This window comes from Streptomyces fradiae ATCC 10745 = DSM 40063 (genome assembly GCF_008704425.1).
In the GTDB taxonomy this organism is placed as follows: Bacteria; Actinomycetota; Actinomycetes; order Streptomycetales; family Streptomycetaceae; genus Streptomyces; species Streptomyces fradiae.
Genome location: NZ_CP023696.1, coordinates 841,237 through 863,168 on the forward strand (window position 1 = coordinate 841,237; position 21,932 = coordinate 863,168).

A 21,932-nucleotide genomic window follows, 5' to 3' on the forward strand; every position below is an offset into this window, starting at 1 on the left:
CATCCTGGCCGGACCTGGTCCGGGTGGCCGGAATGCGCGCCTGCGACGGCCCGGGAAGGGCCGTCCTCCGGGTTGGGGGAGTCGTAGAACGACTGGTACGACACGGCCTTGCTGCCGTCGCCACTGTGGCTGCGGACCACCGTGGTCACGTTGGCCGAGGGCCGGCCTGGGCGTCGGTCGAGTCGAGGAGATGGGCGCGGCGCTGGCCGGCACGCCGGAGACATGCGACACGATCCTGCTGGGCCGGGTGACGTTCACCGAAGGGGCCGGGTACTGGCCGACGGTGGCGAACGGCGAGGACGCCGGCTTCGCCCAGTGGATCGACAAGTCGCCGAAGCACGTCGTGTCCTCGACCCTGGACAGCGTCGACGACTGGTCCAACAGCACTCTGCTCAAGGGCGACCCGGCCGCCGCGGTCAAGGAGCTCAAGGCGGGCGAGGGCAAGGACCTCACCGTCGCGGGCAGCCCGACACTGGTGCGTTCCCCGCTTGAACAGGACCTGCTGGACGAGCTGGTCCTGCTGATCCACCCGGTCGTCGCCAGCGAGGGCCGCAAGAAACCGTTCGCCGACGACGCCCGGCTGAAGAAGCTGGAGCCGGTCAGCGCCCAGCCCACCAGCAGCGGCGTGATCATCGCGGCCTACCGATCGGTGTGCTGATCCGGTACGGGCCGCTTTCCGGACCGGATCATGACGCTCGTCGGTCGATCGCAGGGCGCCAGTTCTTCGGGCGGGGAGGTCTACCGCAGGCCGCCAGTCCGCCAGTCCGCCCGGTCGTAGCCTTCCCTCATGGTCCCGATGATCCGCGCCGCCAGCTTGCGCGGCTTCGTCCCGCTCGTCGAGCGACTGGGTGGTGAAGCGGACGCGCTACTCGCCCGGTTCGGCCTCGCCCGGCAGGCGCTGGACTCGGACGAGGCTCTCATCCCCATCACGGCCAACGACCTCGTCCTCGACGCGGCAGCGGCCGAGCTCGGCTGCCCGGACCTCGGCCTGCGCCTGGCGGAGGCGCAGGACCTGAGCATTCTCGGCCCGCTGGCGGGGGTGATCGAATCGTCCTCGACGGTCGCCGAGGCACTGGCCCTCGCGTCGAGGTACATGTTCGTCCACAGCCCGGCGCTCAGCGTCGGGGTCCAGGCCGACCCTCGGGGAAGCCGCGGTGTCGTCGCCCTGACCTATCGGAAGGACCTGCACGAGTCGCCGTACTCGCCGCAGGCCATAGAGCTCGGGCTCGGACTGTTCTACCAGGTCGCGGTGATGCTGGTCGGCAGCCGGACCGGGCTGCGGTCCGTCGAGGTCCCGCACCAGCCGCAGTCCCCGGTCTCCCGCTACACCGGATTCTTCGGAGCCGACGTCACATTCGGCTGCCGCGCAGCCGCGCTCCGGGTGGAACGTCATCTCCTCGACGAGCAGTTCGCCACCGCCGACGAGGCGATCCGGCGCCTGGCGGTGGACTACCTCGCCAGCCACTACCCCGACCCCGCACGCAAGGTGTCCACGCAGGTCCGGCGTGCCCTGACCGGAAGCCTGGGCACCACCTCTCCGGCGATCACGGGCGTCGCCCGCCTCCTCTCCGTGCACCCGCGCACCCTCCAGCGCAAGCTCGCAGCCGAGGGCGCGTCGTTCGAAGCGATCCTCGACGAGGTACGGCGCGACGCGGCTCACCGCTACCTCACCACGACCGACCTCCCGCTGGGGCAGGTCGCGGCGCTTGTCGGGTTCACCGAGCAGTCCACTCTCAGCCATGCCGTCCGGCGCTGGTACGGGGCCAGCCCGCGCGAGCTGCGGCGGACCGCGCAGCATCCTGCCCCTGGCAGCCGTACGGAATTGTCGCGCTGAAACAAGTCTCGGACCCCGTCTCGGCTGCACTCTGAGGGCCGGCAGACCCCCGAGGAGGCACTCATGGTGCAGCCGGCCCAGCAATCCGGCCCGGACCTCACCGAGATCGGCGCCCGCCCGATCCCCGAGTTCGACGGCGTGCACGACGTCTGGCCGCGCGGCAAGCGGCTCGCTGCGGTGCGGCGTGCCGCCGCGGCGTACAAGGAGCGTTTCAAGGCGCAGGGTCAGGTCCGAGCGGTGAAGTCGGTGGACATTGCGGCGGCGCCCTACCCGGTCGCCTACGCCTTCCACAACGCCGTGTCGGTGCCCACGCTCCCGCTGATCTCGATGATCAACCGGATGATCACCGTCCAGTACGACGACTGGAACGGCGCCCCGCGCACGCTCGTGTTCGAGCCCACGGTCCCCGACGGCTCCGCGCAGGCGCCGTTCTACCAGAACCTGCGGAAGTTCATGGACAAGGTGCCGGGCGGCGATCTCATCGGGAAGGCCGTCCTCAAGTACTACAACGAACCCGGCGACGTCCTGACGAAGCTCGGCCTGAGCGCCGACGACATCGACTTCTGCACCTTCGACCACCTGCACGTGCAGGACCCGCGGATGATCCTCGGCTCCACCGAGGCCATCGAGGGCGAGAACACACCACGCCGGCCGCTGTTCGGCGATGCGAGGATGCTCGTGCACAGCCGCGAGCTCGCCACCCTCCAGTCACTGCACCCCATGCAGTGGGCGTGGTACATCGACGGCGGACTCGGCGGCGTCGACCCGGCGAAGTTCGTGACCTTCGACGGCGACATCGAGCTCGGGCCCGGTCTGACCCTCCTGTGGACACCCGGCCACACCGACGGCAACCACTCCCTCGTGATCAACACCCCGGACGGCGTCTGGGTCTCCTCGGAGAACGGCATCTCCCTGGACAACTGGCAGCCGGAACTGTCGAAGATCCCCGGCGTGCGCAAGTACCACGAACGGTTCGGCCGCGAGATCTGCCCCAACGCCAACACCCTGGAAGACTCCCTCGACCAATACGACTCCATGGTCAAGGAGAAGACCCTCGCCGACCCCGGCAAGCGGGATCCGCGCCGGCTTCAGATTCTGCCCTCGACCGAACTCGCCCCGTGGAAGCGGTTCTGGCCCGTCGTCCCCACCCACGTCCACGGCGGGATCGGCTACGGCGAGATCAAAGCGGGGTTGCGATGACCCCTCCGCCCGCCGGCGCCGTCGTCACCGGCGCGGGACGCGGTCTCGGACGTCTGCTCGCGGCACTACTGGTCGAACGCGGGTACCGCGTGCTGGTCACCGACATCGACGAGGCAGCCGCCCGCGCCACGGCACAGAAACTCGGACCCGACGTCCTGTGGGCCACCGTGGACGTACGGGACGAGGAACAGGTCGCCGCCGCGCGCGACCACGTCATGACGGAGGCAGGCCGACTCGACATCTGGGTGAACAACGCCGGCGTCCTCGCCACCGGACCGGCCTGGGAGCAGCCGCCCGAGGCACGCCGGCTGATGCTGGAGGTCAACGCGCTGGGCACGGTCAACGGCACCGTCACCGCGATCGAGGCCATGCGGGACGCAGGCGGACACATCGTCAACATCGTGTCGCTCGCGGGCCTGACCGCAGTGCCGGGCGAAGCCGTCTACGCGGCGTCGAAGCACGCGGCGATCGGATTCAGCCTCAGCACCCTCGCCGACCTGCGCCTGGCCGGCATCGAGGACATCGACATCTCCTGCGTCTGTCCCGACGGCATCTGGACACCGATGCTCCACGACAAGCTCGACGACCCCGCGTCCGCACTCTCCTTCTCCGGCCGGCTCCTCCAGCCTACCGACGTGGTCACTGCCGTACGCAAAGTGCTCGACCGCCCTCGTCCGGTCACCTCGGTGCCGGGCTGGCGCGGACTGCAGGTGCGCCTCGCCGACGCGTTCCCGGGACTCGGCCTGCGCGCCCTGCCCCTGATGGTGGCGCGAGGCAGGCGCGTCCAGCACAGGATGTCGGCACGCCTCCGGCAGGGCGCCTGAGTACCCTCGCCCGAGACCCGTGAAGTCGGCCGCCCACGACGCGGCGCGATCGCTGCCGGGCACGACCGTGGTGCCGGAGCAGAATGAAGCGGAGATCATAAGGCACATCACGGAGGTCCCATGAGGGAGCGGGCGCGGACACCGTCGCGCCTGCCCTTCCGTCGGAACCGGCGGTCGCGGAACCGGACTGGATCCCGACGACGACCATGGCGGCGCAGGCGGTGAGAGCAGGTGGAGTCGGTCGCCGACAGCCTGGTTGGACAGGCCGTCGGCGACCAGGGAGATCACTTCGGCCTCACGCCGGGTCAGGGAGGTGCCGGGGTGCGCAGCCGGTTCATCAGCCGGTCCGCGGCGGCCGGCGCCGGCGTGGTGCGGCCCGCGGCCGCGGTGCGTGCAGCGGCGGCCAGGTCCTCGGGGGCGTCTTTGAGGAGGTAGCCAGTAGTGCCGGCCACGCGGACGACTAGCCAGCGCAGAGGGCTGCTTCCGCGAGCGCCCTGGAGGCGCACGAGCGCATCAACCACGGCCGTCGGGCCGCGCATGCTCACACCAGGCCGAGTGCCCGCAGTGCGCGGTGCTGACTTGGTGCTGACTTGACCGGCCAGAAGATGTAGCAGACCCCGCCCGTACCGCTCCTGACCTTGCCGTTCGCGTCGTACCTCTTCGTACGGAGCCAGATGTTCTCCCACTCGCGCCGCCGGTAGACCCGGCGGACGGCCTGGTTGGTCGGGGAGGCCGGGTCGTTGGCGATGATGTCGCCGCCGGGGGTGAGGCCGATGACGGTCATCAGGTGCCCGGCCGTGCCGTAGCCCGCCCCGGTCAGCTCGCCCTCCAGGAACGACTGGGACGTGATCACCGGGATGCCTGCGTCGATCAGGGTCTCCAGGTCGGTGAGGGAGCGCAGCCGGGTCACCACGGCGTTCATGTCGTCGTAGGTCGCGGCGTACGCGGCGTTGAAGGGCCAGTTGCCGCACCCCGCGTACTGGCTGTCGTAGGTGAAGCGGGCGGCGTGGCAGACCTGCGGGTCGGCGTAGGAGGGGTCGACCCAGGAGAGCTGGCGGGCCGTGGGGCGGCGGCCCCAGAACTCGACGATCATCTGCGAGGAGGTGGGGCTGCACCACGCCTCGCCCCCGTTGTCGTACTCCGGGTACTGCCCGATGTGGGTGTTCTGCGAGTAGCGCGGGACGAGCAGCTCGCGCACGGTGCGGTGCTCGGCTGCGGGGACGGTGAAGCGGTCCGGTACGTCGGAGGCCATCGCGCCGGCCCGCCACACGGTCGGCGTGCGGTCGGTGCCGGGCTCGCGGTGGAGGGTGAGGCGGAGCCGGTACGAGACGGGGCGGTGCCCGCCGTCGGTGCCGGCCGCCGCGACGGTGTCCGTCCAGACGGTGGTCCGGCCGTCCCCCTGGCCGTCGACGGAGGTGCGGCGGATGTCGCCGTCGCCGGCCGCCCAGCGGGCCATCACGTACCAGGGCGAGTCGGTGCCGTCCCCGTACCCGGCCGACAGTTCGACGGTGATCCAGGTACCGGCGGGGGTGTCGGCGTTCCAGGACGCGATCAGCTCGGTCGCGGGCGCCGGCAGCGTGTGGCGCGGCGAGGTCCAGGTGGCGTACTCCCACCGCGCGGTGGTGCCGGTGTGCGGGTCGGTGTGGGCGACACGGCCGGCCGGGGTGTCGATGACGATGCCGGGGCGGGGTCCTGCGACCGCGCGGACGCCGTCGGCGGTGCCGGAGCCCCACTCCGCGAAGGTGGTCCAGAAGCGGTTGTCGACGAGCGGCTCGGCGGTGGCCGCGCCGCCCCGGGCGGCGTCCGGGGCGGCGACGGCGGCGCCCGGTGGGGGCGTGGCGGGGTCGGCGCCCGCGGGGTGGGGCGGGGCGGCGGGGCCGGCCGCCGCCGGGGTGGTGCCGGAGGCGGCGACGGTGGCCGCGGAGGCGGTGGCGAGGGCGGCGGCGAGCACGGTCCTGCGCGAGGCGGGTTCGGTCATACGGGCGGGTCCCCCTTCGGGTCGGCGGCGGGCGGGGCGCGTGGCGATCGCGTGCCCCGCCGGGCGGCGGCCGGGCGCGGGGCGGTCCCGTGCGCCGGTCGGCGCGCCCACTATCGCTGGCCGGACCCCGCTCCGCCAGGCGATCCGCTGCCGGGTCCCCCGGCCGGACGCGCCGCACCCGGCGGGCGGGCGCCGGGCGGGGGACGCACCGGCGCGGGCGCGGGGGCGCGGCGTAGGGTGGGCGCATGTTCGACGGCGGGCGGGAAGACGGCGCGTGCGGCGCCCCGGCCGGTCCGGAAGCCCCGGCCGGTCCGGAAGCGCCCACCGGTCCGGAAGCCCCGGCCGGTCTGGAGGCGCTGGCCGCCGGGCTGCGGGCGCTGCCGCCCTCGTGCGGGCCCGTGCGGCTGGTCGCCGTGGACGGACACGCGGGCTCCGGCAAGTCGACGTTCGCCGCGCGGCTCGCGCGGGCGCTCGGCGGCGCCCCGGTGCTCCACCTCGACGACATCGCCACCCACCGGGAGCTGTTCGCCTGGACCGACCGTCTGCGCGCGCAGGTCCTCGACCCGTTCGCGCGCGGGGAGGCGGCGCGGTACCGCCCGTACGACTGGAGCGCGCGCCGGTTCGGCCCGGCGCGGGTGCTGCCGCCCGCGCCGGTCGTCCTCGTCGAGGGCGTGGGCGCTGGGCGCCGGGCGCTGCGGCCCCGTCTGGCGCGGCTGCTGTGGATGGAGCGCGCCGCCGAGGAGTCCTGGCGCCGCGGGCGCCACCGGGACGGACCCGGGCAGTCCGCTTTCTGGGACGGATGGACAGTGGCGGAGACCCGCCATTTCGCCCATGACCCGTCCCTGCCGTTCGCGGACCTTCTGATACGGGAGTGCGCCGAGGGCTACATGTGGCTTCCGAGGCACCTTCCGGCCGCCGATCCGGAGCCGGTCCGTCACACACGGTGACCGCGACGCGCGCCCGCCCGGGGTTGACGGAAATCAGCCGCCCAGACTGCCCGGACTTCGCTTGACCGGCGGGCCTTACAGGTCTTACGTTCTCAATGTGCGGCTTTCCGAAGTCGCCGCGGACACGAAGCCCCCGGTTGTTCCCCCGTGATCGGGGGCTTCGTTCTGCCTTCCTCACCGCGCCCCGGCCGCCCCGCGCCCGTCCGGCGCTCACCCTGGGTCATCGCCGCAGGCGCGTCGTGAACGCCCCCGACGTGCTGGTCGCGCCCTTAGTCACGCCCCCCGCCCACGGGTACGATGCACCCCGGTGCGGTCAAGGCCCGTTCGTCAGAAGGCGGTTCGGACGGCCCCGGCGGGCGCCCGCCCGGAGGGGCGGCCGGCGGGGACACGTGTGGTGGGGGGACCCGATGGACATCGGCACGCAGGGCACACAGGCCCCCGCCGAGCTGGCCTGGCTGCGCGGGGTCGACGCCTACACGATGGGCGCCTATCCCCAGGCCGAGGAGGAGTTCCGCGCCGCCGTGCGCACCGACCCCGGCATGGCCGACGCCTGGCTCGGGCTGCACGCGCTGCGCGTGGACACGACGACCGCGCTGCTGCGCATGTACCACCACCGCGACCGCTTCGGCGAGCAGCGGCGGCGCCACCGGCGGACGCTCAACTCCTGGTACTGGCTCGGCTGGTGGGTGCAGCCGGTGCTGGAGAGCCCCCGCGACCTGCTGCTCGCCCACGCCTCCCACTGGCTGGACGGCCGGCACGTCCCGGAGCTCGACCGGGCGCTGGCGGGCCTGCCGCCCGTGGACGCCGACCCGCAGGTGCGCTTCCTGCACGCCTGCCGCGCCTACCTCGTCAAGGACTGGGACCAGCTCGTGCGGCACACCGAGCCGCTGGTCGACGACCCGCTGCTGGGCATCGAGGCCGGGCTGTTCGGCGGCATGGCGCGGGTCCGCCTGGAGATGTACGGGCAGGCCGAGCCGCTGCTGTCGGCGGCGCTCATGCGGTGCCGCAGCGAGCAGCCGCAGCGCAAGGAGCTGCGCTACTGGCTGGCGCGGGCCCACGAGGGCACCGGGCGCACGGCGGCGGCGCTGCCGCTGTACCGGGCGGTGCACCGGGTGGACCCGGCGTTCATGGACACGGCGGCGCGGCTGGCGGCGATCGCCGAGTACGACGGCGTGGACGGGATGCCCGAGGAGACGGCCGGGCTCGCCGCGGTGTCCCTCGCGGGCGGCGCCGGGGCCGGCGGGGCGGACGGCGGGCCCGGCGCGGACCTGCTGGACCCGGGCGGCCCCGAACCGGACGCGGTCGCGCCCGTCGTCCCGCAGCAGGCCGGGCCGGCCACCGGGTTCGCCGCGCCGGTCCCCGGGGCGCCGCCCGCGCAGCCGGCGCAGCCCGCGCAGCCCGGCGGCGCGCGGGAGAAGGCCGCCGGGGCCCGGGCCGGGCGGCCCGCGGCGCCGCCGTTCCCGGCCGGCCCGACGGACCCCGCGCTGCTCGCCGAGGCGCTTGCCGAGCTGGAGCGGATGGTCGGCCTCGAGCCGGTGAAACGGCAGGTCAAGGCGTTGTCCGCGCAGTTGGAGATGGCCCGGTTACGGGCGGGCCAGGGGCTCCCCGTGCAGCCGCCGAAGCGGCACTTCGTCTTCTCCGGGCCGTCGGGCACCGGCAAGACCACCGTCGCCCGCATCCTGGGCCGGGTCTTCTACGCCCTGGGGCTGCTCGGCGGCGACCACCTCGTGGAGGCCCAGCGCGCCGACCTCGTGGGCGAGTTCCTGGGCCAGACGGCGGTGAAGGCGAACGAGCTGATCGACTCGGCGCTCGGCGGCGTGCTGTTCGTGGACGAGGCGTACTCCCTGTCGAACTCCGGCTACAGCAAGGGCGACGCGTACGGCGACGAGGCCCTGCAGGTGCTGCTGAAGCGCGCCGAGGACAACCGCGACCACCTGGTGGTGATCCTGGCCGGCTACCCGGAGGGCATGGACCGGCTGCTCGCCGCCAATCCGGGGCTGTCGTCCCGGTTCACCACGCGGGTCGACTTCCCCTCGTACCGGCCGCAGGAGCTGACCGAGATCGGCCGGGTGCTGGCGGCGGCCGACGGCGACGTGTGGGACGAGGAGTCGCTGGAGGAGCTGCGCTCCATCAGCGGCCACGTGGTGGAGCAGGGCTGGATCGACGAGCTCGGCAACGGCCGGTTCCTGCGCACCCTGTACGAGAAGTCGTGCGCCTACCGCGACCTGCGGCTCTCCGGCTACCCGGGGACGCCGACGCGCGACGACCTGGCGACCCTGCGGCTGCCGGACCTCATGCAGGCGTACGGGGAGGTCCTGTCGGGCCGGGGGCCGAGCAGCCGCGGTACGCAGGACCCGCCGCCGGTGTACTGACCGCCGCACGGCCCCGGTGGGTTCCGGAGGGGCGGCCGCGGGTCCTCAGCGCCCGGACGGGAGCCGTGAACGGCCGGGGCCCCGCCCGGATCCGCCCGGCGGGGGCGGCCGGCACGGGGCCCGTGCGGCTCGAAGGGCGCGGTCAGCGCAGCTCGGCGCCCGAGCCGCGGGTCTCGGCGAGGGCGCGCAGGGCCCGCGCGTCGCGGATGGCCTGGGCCTTGCCGATGCCCGGCTGGATGCCGAGGGCGGGCAGGCTCGTGCCGTCGCTGAGGTCGAGGAAGACCCAGGGGTCGCCGACCCGCAGGTTGACGCGGACGATCTCCGCCCAGGCGAGGCGGCGGCTGCGGGTCAGGTTGACGACGGTGACGCCGTCCTCGTCGGCGACGACCTTCGGGCGGCTCAGCAGGATGAGCACGCCGTAGAAGAGCGCGGCCGTGAGGACGAAGCTCATCCGCTCACCGGGGTGGAGCCGTTCCAGTATCAGGGCGACCGCCGTGATGACGACGAACATCGCCGCCCCCGTGGCCAGCAGGACGGCGCGGGTGCGCCGGGGCCGGAAGGTCACGGGGAGGGCGGGGGCTTCGCTGGGTGCGTCGGACATGGCGGTGTGGTCGGCTTCCGGCTCAGAGGCGGCAGGCGTGGATCTCGGTGGTGAGGATGGCGCGGGCGCCCAGGGCGTACAGGTCGTCCATGACGCGCTGGGCGTCCTTGGAGGGGACCATGGCGCGGACGGCGACCCAGCCCTCGTTGTGCAGGGGGGAGACGGTCGGGGACTCCAGGCCGGGCGTCAGGGCGACGGCCTGCTCCAGGTGCTCGGCGCGGCAGTCGTAGTCCATCATCACGTAGCTGCGGGCGACGAGGACGCCCTGGAGGCGGCGGAGGAACCGCTGCACCCCGGGGTCGTCGGCGGGGGCGCCGGTCCGGCGTACGACGACGGCCTCGGAGGTGAGGATCGGCTCGCCGACGACCTCCAGGCCCGCGTTGCGCAGGGAGGTGCCGGTCTCGACGACGTCCGCGATGACCTGGGCGACGCCGAGCTGGATGGCGGTCTCGACCGCCCCGTCGAGGTGGACGACGGAGGCGTCGATGCCCTGGTCGGCGAGGTGCTTGGCGACGATGCCCTCGTACGACGTGGCGATCGTCATGCCGTGGAAGTCGGCCGGCCCGGACGCCGTGCCGGGGCGGGTGGCGTAGCGGAAGGTGGAGCGGGCGAAGCCCAGCTCCAGGATCTCCTCGGCGTTGGCGCCGGAGTCCAGCAGCAGGTCGCGGCCGGTGATGCCGATGTCGAGCTTGCCGGAGCTGACGTAGATGGCGATGTCCCGGGGGCGCAGGTAGAAGAACTCCACCTCGTTGTCCGGGTCGACCAGGACGAGCTCCTTGGACTCCTTGCGCTGCTTGTAGCCCGCCTCATGGAGCATCGCCGACGCAGGTCCTGACAGTGAACCCTTGTTGGGGACGGCGATGCGCAGCATGGGGCGGGCTTCCTTTGCTTCGGAGGTTCTTCGGGGGTGCTTCGGGCTTCGGAGGTGTCTCCGAAGGGGGTTTCGGTGCGGTGCGGGGTGGCTCAGAGGTGGGCGTAGACGTCGTCGAGGGAGATGCCGCGCGCGACCATCATCACCTGGACGTGGTAGAGGAGCTGGGAGATCTCCTCGGCCGCGGCGTCAGCGCCCTCGTACTCGGCGGCCATCCACACTTCGGCGGCCTCCTCGACGATCTTCTTGCCGATGGCATGGACGCCCTTGTCCACCAGCTCGGCGGTGCGGGAGGTGGCGGGGTCGCCGGTCTCTGCCTTGAGCTGGAGCTCGGCGAAGAGGTCTTCGAAGGTTTTGTTCGCCATGATGCCCTCCAGGGTAAGGGGTCGGCGGCGCCCACTCAGCGCCAGGGTTCGCTGACCGTGCGCAGCGTCATGGCGGTGGCGACGGCGGCGGTGACCGCTTCGTGGCCCTTGTCCTCGTTCGACCCCTCCAGTCCGGCGCGGTCGAGGGCCTGCTCCTCGGTGTCGCAGGTGAGGACGCCGAAGCCGACGGGGACGCCGGTCTCGACGGAGACCTGCACGAGGCCCTGGGTGACGCCCTGGCACACGTAGTCGAAGTGGGGCGTGCCGCCCCGGATGACGACGCCGAGGGCGACGACGGCGTCGTAGCCGCGTCCGGCGAGGACCTTGGCGACGACGGGCAGTTCGAAGCTGCCGGGGACCCGCAGCAGGGTCGGCTCGTCGATGCCCAGCTCGCGCAGGGCGCGCAGGGCGCCGTCGACGAGGCCGCCCATGACCTTCTCGTGCCACTGGGCGGCGATGACGGCGACACGGAGGTCGCCGCAGTTCTTGACGGACAGTTCGGGTGCGCCCTTGCCGCTCACGTTTCTCCTCGGGTGCGTGCGATGGCTCGCTCGGTTCTGGGACGGGTGGTGCCGGGGTGGTGCTGGTCCTGCCGGGTGGCGCCCGGCGGTGCCGGGGGCTACTGGGTGACGCAGGGGGACACGTCGGCCGGGCCGTCCAGCCAGGGCAGGTCGTGGCCCATGCGGTCGCGCTTGGTCCGCAGGTAGCGGACGTTGTGCTCGCCCGCCTGGACCGGCATGGCCTCGCGGCCGGACACGACGATGCCGTGGCGGGCGAGGGCCGCGCTCTTGTCCGGGTTGTTGGTCATCAGCCGGACGCTGCGGACACCGAGGTCGGCGAGCATGCGGGCGCCGGCGGCGTAGTCGCGGGCGTCGGCGGGCAGGCCGAGCTCCAGGTTGGCGTCGAGGGTGTCGCGGCCCCGCTCCTGGAGTTCGTACGCGCGGAGCTTGGAGAGCAGGCCGATGCCGCGCCCCTCGTGGCCGCGCAGGTACACGACGACGCCGCGCCCCGCCTCGGTCACGCGGTCCATGGCGGCGTGCAGCTGGGGGCCGCAGTCGCAGCGCAGCGAGTGGAAGACGTCGCCGGTGAGGCACTCGGAGTGGACCCGCACGAGGACGTCCTCGCCGTCGCCGAGGTCGCCGTGGACCAGGGCGACGTGCTCGACGCCGTCGGCGGCGGAGCGGTAGCCGTACGCGGTGAAGTCCCCGTGCGCGGTGGGCAGCCGCACCTCGGCCTCGCGCCGGACGGCCGGGACCTCGGCCGGAGCCGGGACCGGGGCGGGGGCCGGGGCCGTGACCGGGGCCGTCTCACGGTGGTGGCCGGGGAGGACGGCGGGGCCGTTGGCGCGGCGGTAGGCGATCAGGTCCTCGATGGAGATGATCGTCAGGCCGTGCTTGCGGGCGAAGGGCACCAGCTCCGGGAGGCGGAGCATGACGCCGTCCTCTCCGGCGATCTCCACGATGGCGCCGGCCGGGCGGAGCCCGGCGAGGCGGGCCAGATCGACGGCGGCCTCGGTGTGGCCGTCGCGGGTCAGGACGCCGCCGGGCCGGGCGCGCAGGGGGAAGACGTGGCCGGGGCGGACGAGGTCCGACGGCTCGGCGGTGCCGCTCGCCAGCAGCTGGAGGGTGGTGGCGCGGTCGGCGGCGGAGATGCCGGTGGTGACGCCGTGGACCGGGGCGGCGTCGACGGAGACGGTGAAGGCGGTCCGCATGGACTCGGTGTTCTCCTCGACCATCTGCGGCAGGCCGAGCCGGTCCAGCTCGTCGCCCTCCATGGGGGCGCAGACGAGGCCGCGGCACTCGCTCATCATGAAGGCGACGATCTCGGGGGTGGCCTTCTCGGCGGCGACGACGAGGTCGCCCTCGTTCTCCCGGTCCTCGTCGTCGACGACCACGACGGGCCGACCGGCGGCGATGTCGCGGACGGCCTGCTCGACCGGGTCCAGGGTGAGGTCGGCGTCCCACGGGGACGGTCCGGGCGCGAGGGTCATGCCGGGGCTCCTTCCAGGGCCTGGGCCGGGGTGCGCGTACGGAGCCACCAGTCGCGCATGCCCCACAGCACGAGGGCGAAGTAGATCACGTACACCAGGCCGGAGAAGGCGAGCCCGCTGCTGAAGGCGAGCGGGACGCCGACGAGGTCCACGAGGAGCCAGGCGAACCAGAACTCGACCAGCCCGCGGGCCTGGGCGACCATCGCGACGAGGGTGCCGACGAAGATGTACGCGTCGGCCCAGGGGCTCCACGACAGCGACGGGTACAGGGTGAACAGTCCGCCGACGGCGAGCGTGCCGAGGACGGCGCCCGCGGCGAGCAGGCCGCGCTCCTTCCAGGAGGCGAAGCGGACGGCGATGGAGCCGTCCTGGGCCTGGCGGCGGCCGAGGTGCCACTGGCGCCAGCCCCACGCGGCGACGGCGATGACCAGCAGCTGCTTGCCCACGCCGCCGCCGAGCTGCGCGGAGGCGTAGGCGGCGACGAGGACGAGGCCGGAGAGCAGCTGGGCGGGCCAGGTGAGGATGGAGCGCCGCCAGCCGAGGGCGAGCGCGGCGAGGCCGATCGTGTTGCCGATCATGTCGGACCAGATGATGCGCTGGCCGAAGGCGGTGAACGCCTCCGCGCCCAGCCAGTCGAAGGCGTTCACCGGGAGGCCCCCCGCGTGCCGAGGAGGCGCTCGACGTACTTGGCGATGACGTCGACCTCCAGGTTGACGGGGTCGCCGGGCTGCTTGCGGCCGAGCGTGGTGAGGGCGAGCGTGGTGGGGATGAGGCTGACGGTGAAGTGGTCGTCGGCGGCGTCCACGACGGTGAGGCTGACGCCGTCGACGGTGATGGAGCCCTTCTCGACCACGTAGCGGGCGAGGTCCGCCGGGAGGGAGACCCTCACGATCTCCCAGTTCTCGGAAGGGGTGCGCGCCTCGATGGTGCCGGTGCCGTCGACATGCCCCTGGACGACGTGCCCGCCGAAGCGGCCGTCGGCGGGCATGGGCCGCTCCAGGTTGACGGGGGAGCCGACGGTGAGCGCGCCGAGGCTGGAGCGCTTGAGGGTCTCGGCCATGACGTCGGCGGTGAACTCGTCGCCCTCCAGCTCCACGACCGTCAGGCAGACGCCGTTGACGGCGATCGAGTCGCCGTGCTTCGCGCCGTGCGTGACCACGGGGCCGCGCAGCCGGAAGCGGGAGGCGTCGCCGAGGTCCTCCACGGCGGTGACCTCGCCCAGTTCTTCGACGATTCCGGTGAACACTCACGTCTCCTTGGTGGTGGAGGGGCGGACGGGGCGGGCGGTGACGCGCAGGTCGGGGCCGAGGCGGTCGGTGCCGGTGACGCGCAGCCGCAGCGCGTCGGCGAGGGTGGCGATCCCGGCGTCGCCGAGCGCGGCGGGGCCGGCGCCCAGGAGTACGGGGGCGAGGTAGCCGACGACCTCGTCGACGGCGCCCTCGGCGGCGAAGGCGCCCGCGAGGGTCGGACCGCCTTCGAGGAGTACGGAGCGCACGCCCCGCTCGTGGAGGGCGGCCAGCAGGGCCGGGACGGACAGGCCGCGGCCATCGGCGGCCCTGGGCAGCCGGACGACGCCCACGCCGTCGAGATGGCCCGCGGCGGCGTCCTCGGCGACGGCGACCAGTGTGGGCGCGGCGTCGTCCAGCACGCGGGCGCCGGGCTTGACGGCGGTCGCCTCGGTGTCGACGACGACGCGCAGGGGCTGCGCGGCGCCGTCGACGCCGCGCACGGCGAGGTGCGGGTCGTCGGCGCGGGCGGTGCCGGAGCCGACGACGACCGCGTCCGCCTCGGCGCGCAGCCGGTGGACGTCGGCGCGGGACTCGGGCGAGGTGATCCAGCGGCTGGTGCCGTCGGCGGCGGCGACGCGGCCGTCGAGGGTGGCGGCGTACTTCCAGCGGACGTGGGGGCGCCCGAGGCGTACGGAGGTGAGCCAGGCGGCGTTGCCGGCCTCGGCCTCGTCGGCGAGGAGCCCTTCCTCGACCCGGACGCCGGCCGCGCGGAGGGTGGCCGCGCCGCCGCCCGCCCGCGGGTCGGGGTCGGCGACCGCGTAGACGACCCGGGCGATGCCGGCCTCGATGAGCGCCTGGGAGCAGGGGCCGGTGCGGCCGGTGTGGTCGCAGGGTTCGAGGGTGACGTAGGCGGTGCCGCCGCGGGCGAGGACACCGGCCTGGCGCAGGGCGTGGACCTCGGCGTGGGGGCCGCCGGCGCGCTGGTGGTACCCGGCGCCGACCTCGTGGCCGGAGGCGTCCAGGACGACGCACCCGACGACCGGGTTCGGGCTGGTGAAGCCGAGTCCGCGGGCGGCGAGCGCGACGGCTCGGCGCATGGCGGTCGTGTCGGCCGCTGTGGCCACCGGGTCCTCCTGCCTCTTCGGGCACGGACTCCGGGGCCTGTCGGTGAACGACAGGAGCGAGCGGACGGCACCCGCACGGGGGTACGCCGCCACGGCGCCCGCCCGGCCTCCGGGTGTGCCCGGCTGCCGGCAGACGACGGCGCGCCCCTTGAGGGGTCGCCCGCCGCGCACTGCCTCCCATCCGGACTTTCACCGTCGGTCCAGGAGTTTCACCTGGTCAACCGGCCACTGGATGCGGCCGGGTCGCGGACTGTAACCGCCGGTTCGGAATTACACCGACCCCGGAGTGCGCTGCTGCTGATACAGGCCCAGTGTGCCATGGCTCCGCGCCGCCGAACGGGTGATCCCCTGTGGACTGACTCACAACCGGGGGCGCGGCCCGACCCCCGCGCTCCCCTCCGCCCTCGTACGCCACCGTCCCGCGCCGCATGCCGGGACGCGCGCCGCGGGACGCGCGCCGCCCCTGCCCGGTGTCCGTGCCCGGTGTCCGCGCCCCCGGTGTCCGTGCCCGGCACCTCGACACGGCAGCACGGCGGTACCGGGTGCGGTGGTACCCGGTGCGGTGGCGCCCCGGCACGGCGGCCCCCGGCGTGAAGGCGTGCGGCGTGAAGGCATGCGGCGTGAAGGCATGCGGCGTGAAGGCCACGTGGACGGCGGCACCGGGCGCGGGGCGCGACTTCGGGCACCCCACTCCCCCGCGCGCGTACGGCGCCCGCTCCACAGGAGCCCGCGCCCCGCCCCGGAGTGAACCCCCCTGCGCTCCGGGCGCGTTCCGGACCGGGGGGCACGCCGAAACCCTCACCCCCCAATTGGTCCAGACCTATTGACGCTTTGGTCTAGTCCTCTTAATGTCTGCGTCACCTCTCCGCGGAGGAGGCCCCCGGTGTGCGCACACCGGGGCCCGGCACGACCCCAACCCCCTGCCAGAAGCCGCACGTTGTGTGAAGCCCGACTCCCCAGGAGGAGCCGACCGTGCTGTCATCCCCCCGTGCGAGAGCCTCGCTGCTCGCATCCGGCGCCGCCGTCGCCGGACTGCTGCTCAGCTCGCTCTCCGGCGGCGTCTCGTACGCCGCCGACAACGAGGCATGTCGCCCCGACGGCCTGTACCAGACGCCCGGCGTCGACGTCCCCTACTGCTCCGTGTACGACACCGAGGGCCGCGAGAAGATGGGCCCCGACCACCAGCGCCGCGTCATCGGCTACTTCACCGGCTGGCGCACCGGCAAGGACGGCACGCCCGCCTACCTCGCCCACGACATCCCGTGGGACAAGATCACCCACATCAACTACGCCTTCGCCCACGTGGGCGCCGGCAACAAGATCTCCGTGGGCACCGACGGCCCGAACAACGCCGCCACCGGCATGACCTGGCCGGGCGTGGCGGGCGCCGAGATGGACCCGGCCCTGCCCTACAAGGGCCACTTCAACCTGCTGAACAAGTTCAAGAAGCAGCACCCGGACGTCAAGACGCTGATCTCGGTCGGCGGCTGGGCGGAGACCGGCGGCTACTTCGACGACAGCGGCAAGCGCGTGGCCTCCGGCGGCTTCTACTCGATGGCCACCAACGCGGACGGCTCGGTCAACCACGCGGGCATCAACACCTTCGCCGACTCGGCGGTCGACTTCATCAAGAAGTACGGCTTCAACGGCGTCGACATCGACTACGAGTACGCGACGACCATGAAGGACGCGGGCAACCCGCTCGACTGGCCGATCGCCAACGCCCGCCGCGCCGGCCTGGTCCAGGGCTACACGGTGCTGATGAAGACCCTGCGCGAGAAGCTCGACCGCGCCGGCGCCGCCGACGGCAAGCACTACCTGCTGACCGTCGCCGCCCCGTCCTCGGGCTACCTGCTGCGCGGCATGGAGACGTACCAGCAGCAGAAGTACCTCGACTACGTCAACATCATGTCGTACGACCTGCACGGCGCCTGGAACGAGCACGTCGGCCCCAACGCCTCGCTGTTCGACGACGGCAAGGACTCCGAGCTGGCCGCCGCGAACGTCTACGGCAGCCAGCAGTACGGCGGCATCGGGTACCTCAACACCGACTGGGCGTACCACTACTTCCGCGGCTCCATGCCGGCCGGGCGCATCAACATCGGCCTGCCGTACTACACCCGCGGCTTCAAGAACGTCCAGGGCGGCACCGACGGCCTGTGGGGCAAGGCGGCGGCCACCAGCTGCCCGGCCGGCTCCGGCCTGACCAAGTGCGGTGACGGCGCGGTCGGCATCGACAACCTGTGGCACGACAAGGACGACAACGGCAAGGAGTCCCCGGCGGGCTCCAACCCGATGTGGCACGCCAAGAACCTCGAGAAGGGCGTCGCCGGCGACTACCTCCCCTCGTACGGCTTCCCCGCCGACACGAAGCTGACCGGCACCTACGCCCGCAAGTACGACTCCACGCTGGTGGCGCCGTGGCTGTGGAACGCCGAGAAGAAGGTCTTCCTCTCCACGGAGGACGAGCAGTCGGTGGCCCGCAAGGCGGACTACGTGGTCGACAAGGGCATCGGCGGCACGATGGTCTGGGAGCTGGCGGGCGACTACGACTGGAACGCGGCGAAGGGCCAGTACGAGCCCGGCTCCACGCTGACGTCGCTGATGTACGACAAGTTCAAGGCGGCCGCCCCGTACGGCGCGAAGGTCTCGAACAAGGCGCTGCCGACCAAGGCCGTCGACATCGGCGTGCAGTTCGGCGAGTTCAAGCTCGGGGACTCCAACTACCCGATCACACCCAAGGTGAAGATCACCAACAACACGAAGACGACGCTGCCGGGCGGTACGGAGTTCCAGTTCGACTACGCCACCTCCGCACCCGCCAACGCCTCGGACCAGTCCGGCTTCGGCACCAAGGTGATCAGCAGCGACCACACGGGCAGCAACGTGGGCGGGCTGAAGGGCGACTTCCACCGCGTCTCGCTGAAGCTGCCGGCGTGGCAGACCCTCGCGCCGGGCGCCTCGGTGGAGCTGTCGTTCAACTACTACCTGCCGGTCTCGACCCCGTCGAACTGGACGGTGAACATCGCGGGCACGACGTACGCGCTCGCCGGCGACCTCGCCCGCGGCACCACCGTCGTGGAGCCCGGCACGGGCACCGGCCCCTCGCCGGGCCCGTCGGACCCGCCGCTCCCGGGCGAGTGCACGGCCCCGGCGTGGAACGCCTCGGCCGCGTACGGCAGCGGCTCCACCGTCTCCCACAAGTCCCGTACGTGGAAGGCGAAGTGGTGGACGCAGGGCGAGGAGCCCGGCACCACGGGCGAGTGGGGCGTCTGGCAGGACCTCGGCGCCTGCTGACGCGCGAGAGCCGGACCGCGGGGTGATTGACCCCCGGCGGTCCGGGCACGAGGACGGAGACCCGGTGGCGGTGAAGAAAGGCCCTTGCCCGCCACCGGGTCTCCTCCTGTCCGGCGGCACTGGCAGGCTGGGGCCGTGAGCGCCGTGACGAAGTCCGCCGAAGAGTTCGAGTCCCACCGCCCGCGCCTCTTCGGCCTCGCCTACCGGATGCTCGGCTCCGCCGCCGAGGCCGAGGACGTGGTGCAGGACGCCTACCTGCGGTGGAGCGGGGCCGACCCGGACCGCGTCGAACGGCCGGGGGCCTGGCTGGCGACGGTCGTCACCCGCCTGTGCCTGAACCGGCTCACCTCGGCCCGCGCCCGGCGTGAGGAGTACCCCGGCCCCTGGCTGCCCGAGCCGCTCGTCACCGACGACGCCGCGCTCGGCCCGCCGGAGTCGGCCGAGCGGCGGGAGGCCGTCTCCATGGCGCTGCTGGTGCTGCTGGAGCGGCTGACACCGGCCGAGCGGGCGGTGTACGTGCTGCGCGAGGCGTTCGCGTACAGCCACCGCGAGATCGCCGGGGCCGTCGGCGTCAGCGAGGCCAACAGCCGCCAGCTCCACCGCAGGGCGAGCGCGCGGGTGGCCTCCGCCGGGCCCCTGTCCGGCCCCCGGGACGAGCGGCGCCACCGCGAGCTGGTCGATGCCTTCGCCGCCGCCGCCCGCGACGGCGACCTGGCCGCCCTGGAGAAGGTCCTCGCCGACGACGTGACCTGGGTGGGCGACGGCGGCGGCGTCGTACGGTCCGGGCTGCGGCCCCTCGTGGGCCGGGCGAAGGTGCTGCGCTTCCTGGCCGGTGTCCTGCCGCGCCGGCAGGGCGGTGTGCGCTTCGAGCGCGCCGAGGTCAACGGGGCGGCCGCGCTGGTCGCGTGGTCGGGCCCCGCACTGGTCACGGTCGCGTCGTTCACGGTGCGCGACGGGCTCGTGGCCACCGTGCACAGTACGGTCAACCCGGACAAACTGGCCTACGCGGAGCGTCAGCTGTCACATCCGGGAGGTCTCGCCGGTTCTCACCGGTGACATCCACCGGCGGAAAGAGGCGGGCAGGACCATGGGAACGATCGTGGTGACAGGCGGTACGGGGACGCTGGGGCGGCACGTCACCGAGCGGCTGCGCGAGGCGGGGCGGGAGGTGCGGGTGGTCAGCCGCCACTCCGCTCCGTACGCCGTCGACCTGCGCGACGGCAGGGGGCTGGACGCGGCGCTGGCGGGCGCCGGGACGGTGGTGCACTGCGCGACCACGCCGAGCGGCGGCGACGAGCGGGCCGCGCGGCGGCTGATCGACGCGGCCGGGCGGGCCGGGGTCGCCCATCTGGTGTACATCTCGATCGTCGGGGTCGACCGGGTCCCCTTCGGCTACTACCGGACCAAGCTGGCCGTCGAGGGACTGGTCGAGCGGTCCGGGCTCGGCTGGACCATCCTGCGGACCACGCAGTTCCACGACCTGGTGCTGCGCGTACTGCAAGGGGCGGCCCGGCTGCCGCTGCTCCTCCCCGTCCCGGCGGGCGTCCCGGACCAGCCCGTCGAGGTACGGGAGGTCGCGGCGCACCTCGCCGAACTGGCCCTGGGGGAGCCCGCGGGGCGCGTGCCGGACATGGGCGGGCCCGAGGTCCGGACGCTGGAGGACCTGGCGGAGGCCTATCTGCGGGCCTCCGGGCGACGGCGCCGGGTGGTGCGGGTGCCGCTGGTGGGCGCGTCGTACCGGGCGTTCCGCGCGGGCGGGCACCTGGCGCGGGACCGGGCGGTCGGGACAGGCACGTTCGAGGACCACCTGCGGCGGCACTTCGCGCCGGGGGCGCGGGGGTAGGCGGGGCACGCGGCGGGGCGGCACCGGGCGGGGCCGCGCCTGCGGGGCCGCGCCTGCGGGCCCGGCGCACGGGCACCGGCTCGACCCGGGCGCACGGGTCGGCGCGGGCATCGGGGGCGGCGCGGGGCGTCGGGTCGTCACGCGGGCGTCAAGGGCGGCGCGCCGGCGTCAAGGGCGGCTCGCAGTCGTCAGGGGCGGCGCGCAGGGATCGGGCGGCGCGGGGGCGCCCGGCTCAGTGCGCGGGCAGGGGGCCGAAGAGGGCGTCCTGGGCGGCGTCGCGTGCCGTGAGGAGCGCGCCCCTCAGCACCGCCGCGCCGCCCAGGGTGCTCGCCCGGACCTCGGTGCGCAGCGGCGACAGCGCCGCGAGCCGCTCCTCCACCCTGGCCGCGAGCACCGCGCCGCCCGCGTGGCCGAGTTCGCCGCCGAGGACCACGCACCCCGGGTCCAGTACGGCGCCGACCGCCGCCGCGCCCAGGGCGACGCGCTCGGCCAGGGCGTCCAGGAAGGCGCCCGCGGGCCGCGCGTCCCGGCCCCGCGCCGCCAGCCGCTCCAGTGCGTCCCGCACCGCCGACGCCCCGGCCGGCACGCCCTCCGTGTCGCTGCCCCCCGCCTCGATGCCGTACGAGCCGGCCAGCGCCCGCACGGCCCGCGAACCGGCCAGGGCGTGGAAGCCGCCGGAGCAGTCCGCGGCGGACGGCAGGGCGCCGGTGCCGGGCACCGGCAGGAAGCCGATCTCGCCCGCGCCGCCCGACGCGCCGCGCCGCACGGCGCCGTCCAGCACCACGGCGGCGCCGACGCCGTGGCCCAGCCAGAGCAGGACGAACGTGTCCCGGTCGCGGGCCGCGCCCTCACGCAGCTCCGCCACGGCCGCGACGTTGGTCTCGTTCTCCACCAGGACGGCCGCCGGCACCCGCTCGCGCACCACGCCGACCAGTCGGCGGTGCCAGGCCGGCAGGCCGGCCGAGTCGCGCAGGGCGCCGGTCACCGGGTCGATCAGTCCGGGCGCGCCGATGCCCACCGTGTGCAGCCGGGTGGCGCCCGCCTCCGCCGCGGTCCGCTCCAGCAGGGCGGCGGCGCGCTCGACGGCGGGCCCGGTGTCGAGGTCGCCGCCGATGGGCGCGGCCGCCTCCGCGAGCGGGGTGCCCAGCAGGTCGGTGACCGTGACGGTCAGACCGCGCAGCCGTACGTCGAGCGCGGCCAGGTGCGCCCGGTCGGCCGCGATCCCGTACACCTTGGCGTTCGGGCCGCGCCGCTCGGCGCCGGACTCCCCCACGACGCGGACGAGGCCCGCGCCGCGCAGCCGCTCGACGAGGTCGGCGACCGTGGGGCGGGACAGACCGGTCAGGGCCTTCAGCTCACCTGCCGTCAGGGGCCCCTCCTCCTGGAGCAGTCGCAGGGCGAGCCGGTCGTTGATGGCCCGGGCGGTGCTGGGGGACGCGGGGGCGGGGGGCATGCCG

General features: G+C 74.0%; 19 protein-coding genes, 1 pseudogene and 1 riboswitch. Of the genes and pseudogenes, 9 read left to right on the forward strand and 11 right to left on the reverse strand.

The window, feature by feature from the left end; genetic code table 11:
- Positions 1 to 190: 190 nt before the first annotated feature.
- From CP974_RS03565 to CP974_RS03580, 4 genes are all read left to right on the forward strand, one after another.
- Positions 191 to 658, forward strand: a complete 468-nt coding sequence (locus CP974_RS03565) for a dihydrofolate reductase family protein (RefSeq protein WP_078915572.1) — start codon at positions 191 to 193, stop codon at positions 656 to 658.
- 129 nt (positions 659 to 787) lie between these two features.
- On the forward strand, positions 788 to 1,834 hold the full coding sequence (locus tag CP974_RS03570; protein WP_031131223.1) for an AraC family transcriptional regulator: 1,047 nt from the start codon (positions 788 to 790) through the stop codon (positions 1,832 to 1,834).
- A 63-nt stretch (positions 1,835 to 1,897) separates the two neighbouring features.
- Positions 1,898 to 3,034 (forward strand): MBL fold metallo-hydrolase, encoded by a 1,137-nt coding sequence (locus CP974_RS03575; protein ID WP_031131221.1) that lies wholly within the window; start codon positions 1,898 to 1,900, stop codon positions 3,032 to 3,034.
- The gene (locus CP974_RS03580; protein WP_031131219.1) at positions 3,031 to 3,858 is read left to right on the forward strand and encodes an SDR family oxidoreductase; all 828 of its coding nucleotides are present in this window, start codon (positions 3,031 to 3,033) and stop codon (positions 3,856 to 3,858) included. The genes CP974_RS03575 and CP974_RS03580 overlap by 4 nt, the downstream gene beginning before the upstream one ends.
- A 228-nt stretch (positions 3,859 to 4,086) precedes the next feature.
- Here CP974_RS03580 and CP974_RS03585 read toward each other — a convergent pair.
- Positions 4,087 to 4,307: pseudogene (locus CP974_RS03585) on the reverse strand (LuxR C-terminal-related transcriptional regulator); the annotation flags it as partial.
- A gap of 92 nt (positions 4,308 to 4,399) precedes the next feature.
- Positions 4,400 to 5,836, reverse strand: a complete 1,437-nt coding sequence (locus tag CP974_RS03590) for a C39 family peptidase (RefSeq protein WP_150485766.1) — start codon at positions 5,834 to 5,836, stop codon at positions 4,400 to 4,402.
- Positions 5,837 to 6,081: 245 nt separating this feature from the next.
- Here CP974_RS03590 and CP974_RS03595 point away from each other — a divergent pair, with 245 nt between their 5' ends.
- Together CP974_RS03595 and CP974_RS03600 are read left to right on the forward strand one after the other, a co-directional pair.
- The gene (locus CP974_RS03595) at positions 6,082 to 6,783 is read left to right on the forward strand and encodes a uridine kinase family protein (protein WP_223844541.1); all 702 of its coding nucleotides are present in this window, start codon (positions 6,082 to 6,084) and stop codon (positions 6,781 to 6,783) included.
- A 407-nt stretch (positions 6,784 to 7,190) separates the two neighbouring features.
- Positions 7,191 to 9,155, forward strand: a complete 1,965-nt coding sequence (locus CP974_RS03600) for an AAA family ATPase (RefSeq protein ID WP_031132338.1) — start codon at positions 7,191 to 7,193, stop codon at positions 9,153 to 9,155.
- A gap of 142 nt (positions 9,156 to 9,297) precedes the next feature.
- Here the strand turns inward: CP974_RS03600 and CP974_RS03605 are convergent, their stop codons facing one another.
- From CP974_RS03605 to ribD, 8 genes are all read right to left on the reverse strand, one after another.
- Positions 9,298 to 9,756: a PH domain-containing protein gene (locus tag CP974_RS03605; RefSeq protein ID WP_031132340.1), complete on the reverse strand. Its 459-nt coding sequence runs from the start codon at positions 9,754 to 9,756 to the stop codon at positions 9,298 to 9,300.
- Between the two features lie 22 nt (positions 9,757 to 9,778).
- The gene (hisG, locus tag CP974_RS03610) at positions 9,779 to 10,627 is read right to left on the reverse strand and encodes an ATP phosphoribosyltransferase (protein ID WP_031132342.1); all 849 of its coding nucleotides are present in this window, start codon (positions 10,625 to 10,627) and stop codon (positions 9,779 to 9,781) included.
- Between the two features lie 92 nt (positions 10,628 to 10,719).
- Positions 10,720 to 10,992, reverse strand: a complete 273-nt coding sequence (locus CP974_RS03615) for a phosphoribosyl-ATP diphosphatase (protein ID WP_031132344.1) — start codon at positions 10,990 to 10,992, stop codon at positions 10,720 to 10,722.
- Positions 10,993 to 11,027: 35 nt separating this feature from the next.
- Entirely contained in the window at positions 11,028 to 11,513 is a 486-nt protein-coding gene (ribH, locus tag CP974_RS03620) for a 6,7-dimethyl-8-ribityllumazine synthase (protein WP_031132346.1), read from the reverse strand.
- A 98-nt stretch (positions 11,514 to 11,611) separates the two neighbouring features.
- The gene (locus CP974_RS03625; protein WP_031132348.1) at positions 11,612 to 12,982 is read right to left on the reverse strand and encodes a bifunctional 3,4-dihydroxy-2-butanone-4-phosphate synthase/GTP cyclohydrolase II; all 1,371 of its coding nucleotides are present in this window, start codon (positions 12,980 to 12,982) and stop codon (positions 11,612 to 11,614) included.
- Positions 12,979 to 13,629, reverse strand: coding sequence for a nicotinamide mononucleotide transporter family protein (locus CP974_RS03630; protein ID WP_031132350.1), 651 nt, complete (start codon positions 13,627 to 13,629; stop codon positions 12,979 to 12,981). The genes CP974_RS03625 and CP974_RS03630 overlap by 4 nt, the downstream gene beginning before the upstream one ends.
- Positions 13,626 to 14,228 (reverse strand): riboflavin synthase, encoded by a 603-nt coding sequence (locus CP974_RS03635; protein ID WP_031132352.1) that lies wholly within the window; start codon positions 14,226 to 14,228, stop codon positions 13,626 to 13,628. The genes CP974_RS03630 and CP974_RS03635 overlap by 4 nt, the downstream gene beginning before the upstream one ends.
- A complete protein-coding gene (gene ribD, locus CP974_RS03640) occupies positions 14,229 to 15,335 on the reverse strand; it encodes a bifunctional diaminohydroxyphosphoribosylaminopyrimidine deaminase/5-amino-6-(5-phosphoribosylamino)uracil reductase RibD (RefSeq protein WP_031132354.1) in 1,107 nt (368 codons plus the stop codon).
- A gap of 163 nt (positions 15,336 to 15,498) precedes the next feature.
- A riboswitch (FMN riboswitch) is annotated at positions 15,499 to 15,629 on the reverse strand.
- A 681-nt stretch (positions 15,630 to 16,310) separates the two neighbouring features.
- Here ribD and CP974_RS03645 point away from each other — a divergent pair.
- The 3 genes from CP974_RS03645 to CP974_RS03655 all read left to right on the forward strand — a co-directional run bounded on the left by CP974_RS03645 (position 16,311) and on the right by CP974_RS03655 (position 20,475).
- A complete protein-coding gene (locus CP974_RS03645) occupies positions 16,311 to 18,632 on the forward strand; it encodes a chitinase C-terminal domain-containing protein (protein WP_085921222.1) in 2,322 nt (773 codons plus the stop codon).
- Positions 18,633 to 18,767: 135 nt separating this feature from the next.
- Positions 18,768 to 19,688 carry an RNA polymerase sigma-70 factor gene (locus CP974_RS03650; RefSeq protein WP_196786100.1) on the forward strand — a complete coding sequence of 307 codons (921 nt, stop codon included), beginning with the start codon at positions 18,768 to 18,770 and terminating at the stop codon, positions 19,686 to 19,688.
- A gap of 31 nt (positions 19,689 to 19,719) precedes the next feature.
- Positions 19,720 to 20,475 (forward strand): SDR family oxidoreductase, encoded by a 756-nt coding sequence (locus CP974_RS03655; RefSeq protein ID WP_031132360.1) that lies wholly within the window; start codon positions 19,720 to 19,722, stop codon positions 20,473 to 20,475.
- A gap of 232 nt (positions 20,476 to 20,707) precedes the next feature.
- Here CP974_RS03655 and CP974_RS03660 read toward each other — a convergent pair whose 3' ends face one another.
- A complete protein-coding gene (locus CP974_RS03660; RefSeq protein WP_031132362.1) occupies positions 20,708 to 21,928 on the reverse strand; it encodes an ROK family transcriptional regulator in 1,221 nt (406 codons plus the stop codon).
- Positions 21,929 to 21,932: the final 4 nt, after the last annotated feature.

Excerpts from the sequence above, each read along its gene's own strand:
- CP974_RS03565 (WP_078915572.1), top strand. The coding sequence starts at position 191 with ATGGGCGCGGCGCTGGCCGGCACGCCGGAGACATGCGACACGATCCTG.
- CP974_RS03570 (WP_031131223.1), top strand. The coding sequence starts at position 788 with ATGGTCCCGATGATCCGCGCCGCCAGCTTGCGCGGCTTCGTCCCGCTC.
- CP974_RS03575 (WP_031131221.1), top strand. The coding sequence starts at position 1,898 with ATGGTGCAGCCGGCCCAGCAATCCGGCCCGGACCTCACCGAGATCGGC.
- CP974_RS03580 (WP_031131219.1), top strand. The coding sequence starts at position 3,031 with ATGACCCCTCCGCCCGCCGGCGCCGTCGTCACCGGCGCGGGACGCGGT.
- CP974_RS03590 (WP_150485766.1), bottom strand. The coding sequence starts at position 5,836 with ATGACCGAACCCGCCTCGCGCAGGACCGTGCTCGCCGCCGCCCTCGCC.
- CP974_RS03595 (WP_223844541.1), top strand. The coding sequence starts at position 6,082 with ATGTTCGACGGCGGGCGGGAAGACGGCGCGTGCGGCGCCCCGGCCGGT.
- CP974_RS03600 (WP_031132338.1), top strand. The coding sequence starts at position 7,191 with ATGGACATCGGCACGCAGGGCACACAGGCCCCCGCCGAGCTGGCCTGG.
- CP974_RS03605 (WP_031132340.1), bottom strand. The coding sequence starts at position 9,756 with ATGTCCGACGCACCCAGCGAAGCCCCCGCCCTCCCCGTGACCTTCCGG.
- hisG (WP_031132342.1), bottom strand. The coding sequence starts at position 10,627 with ATGCTGCGCATCGCCGTCCCCAACAAGGGTTCACTGTCAGGACCTGCG.
- CP974_RS03615 (WP_031132344.1), bottom strand. The coding sequence starts at position 10,992 with ATGGCGAACAAAACCTTCGAAGACCTCTTCGCCGAGCTCCAGCTCAAG.
- CP974_RS03625 (WP_031132348.1), bottom strand. The coding sequence starts at position 12,982 with ATGACCCTCGCGCCCGGACCGTCCCCGTGGGACGCCGACCTCACCCTG.
- CP974_RS03655 (WP_031132360.1), top strand. The coding sequence starts at position 19,720 with ATGGGAACGATCGTGGTGACAGGCGGTACGGGGACGCTGGGGCGGCAC.
- CP974_RS03660 (WP_031132362.1), bottom strand. The coding sequence starts at position 21,928 with ATGCCCCCCGCCCCCGCGTCCCCCAGCACCGCCCGGGCCATCAACGAC.